Source organism: Rhizobium sp. L43 (genome assembly GCF_002531725.1).
GTDB lineage: Bacteria > Pseudomonadota > Alphaproteobacteria > Rhizobiales > Rhizobiaceae > Rhizobium.
Genome location: NZ_NWSQ01000082.1, coordinates 1 through 1,771 on the forward strand (window position 1 = coordinate 1; position 1,771 = coordinate 1,771).

General features: G+C 60.7%; 2 protein-coding genes. Both read left to right on the forward strand.

Translation table 11 applies throughout. From position 1 onward, the window contains the following. Positions 1-996: site-specific integrase (locus CO667_RS34480; RefSeq protein ID WP_097622258.1), on the forward strand; the 996-nt coding region annotated here is incomplete at its 5' end. Continuing rightward, the coding region (locus CO667_RS34485; protein ID WP_097622259.1) for a tyrosine-type recombinase/integrase at positions 993-1,771 on the forward strand (779 nt) is incomplete at its 3' end. The genes CO667_RS34480 and CO667_RS34485, both read left to right, overlap by 4 nt.

Here is a 1,771-nt window from a genome sequence, read left to right on the forward strand (position 1 = left end):
AAGCCCGACTCGGGCGATCGATCGGCGCTCCGCCGCTTGCTTTTGGCGTTACGGGAGAAAGGCTTAATACCAGCCGCGCTTCCGATTCAGCGCAGTGAGCACGAGATGATCGTCGATGTATTCGGGCAATATCTCTCGAATGAGAGAGGGCTCGCCGCCGCGACAGTGGGGAGCCACAAGCTTCTGTCGCTTCGATTTCTCCGGGAGGTGTGTCCTTTCGGCGCAGACGAGTTTGCAGCGCTCACCCCGGAGATCGTTATCGGTTATGTCGAGCGACATGCGCTCGACGGTTCCGCCGACAGTGGCAAAGCCATGTGCGGGGTTGTGCGTGCTTTCCTGCGCTATTTGCATCTGAAGGGCTTCATCTCGACGCCGCTCGCTGACTGTGTGCCGTCCATCCGCCGCTGGCGACTTGCCGGCCTTCCAACCTTCCTGCCGCCCGAGAAAGTCCAGAAGGTTCTCGATGCCTGCGATCGGACGACGGCAATGGGTCGTCGGGACTATGCGGTTCTGATGATCCTCGCCAAGCTCGGTTTGCGCGCCAGCGAAGTGGCCACCCTCAATCTTGACGATATCGACTGGCAGTCGGGCACGATCCTCGTACACGGAAAGGGACGACGACAAGCGACTATGCCGCTGCGTCACGACGTCGGAACAGCGATCGTCGCTTATATCCGGCATGGGCGCCCAGCTTCGGCATGTCGGCGAGTCTTCTTGCGAACACTTGCGCCGCATGTGGGCTTTGCCTCCGGCTGCGCCATCACGATGATCGCGAAGCAGGCACTCGAACGGGCAGGCATTGACGGCTATGCGCATCACGGTGCCCATCTTTTCCGCCACAGCCTTGCGACCGACCTTTTGCGGTCGGGCGCCAGCTTTGCCGAGATCGGTCAACTGCTCCGCCATCGAAGCATCGACAGTACAAGAATCTATGCAAAGCTCGATATTGAGAAGCTGCGGGAACTGAGCCTACCCTGGCCGGGAGGTGTCCAATGAGCCGGCTTCGCACCGCGCTTGAGCGCTACATCGGCATGCGCCAAGGGCTGGGATACAAATATGACGGTCCGGCAAAACGATTGTCGGAGTTCGTCGCTTTCATGGAAGCCCGCGGCGCCGAGACCATCACGGCGGACCTGGCAATGGAGTGGGTCACCTCGATGGGCCGGCAGCCGAGTTGGTCAATCCGACTGGCTGATGTGCGCTGCTTTGCCCAGCACCTCAGTCATTTCGATCCTTTGACGGAAGTGCCACCGAGCGACGCTGTGGCGCCGGCACGGCGGACAAAACCCTACATCTATAGTGAGGTCGAGATTCAGGCACTTCTGGCGGCAGCACTGTCGTTGCCGCCGGCCAACGCCCTGCGGCGCTGGACATATCACTGCCTGTTCGGGCTGATAGCGGTCGCCGGACTGCGCCATTCCGAAGCGCTCAGCCTGCTCCGGGCCGATGTAGATCTCGACCAGGGCGTCCTCACCATCCGAGAGACAAAGTTTGGCAAGTCACGGCTGGTGCCGCTGCATGCCACGACAATTGCTGTCCTTTCAGGCTATGCCGCCCGACGCGATGCACACCTTGGTACGCCGCGTAGTCCCTATTTCTTCGTCGCCGAACAGGGCGGCAGATTGCTGCATCAATACGTGCACCGCGTGTTCTGGCGACTATCTCGGCAAATCGGATTACGGCAGGAGGGGAAACGAGATGGCCCACGGATTCATGATCTTCGTCACCGTTTCGCCGTCCAGACCCTGATCAACTGGCATCGCGCCGGCGA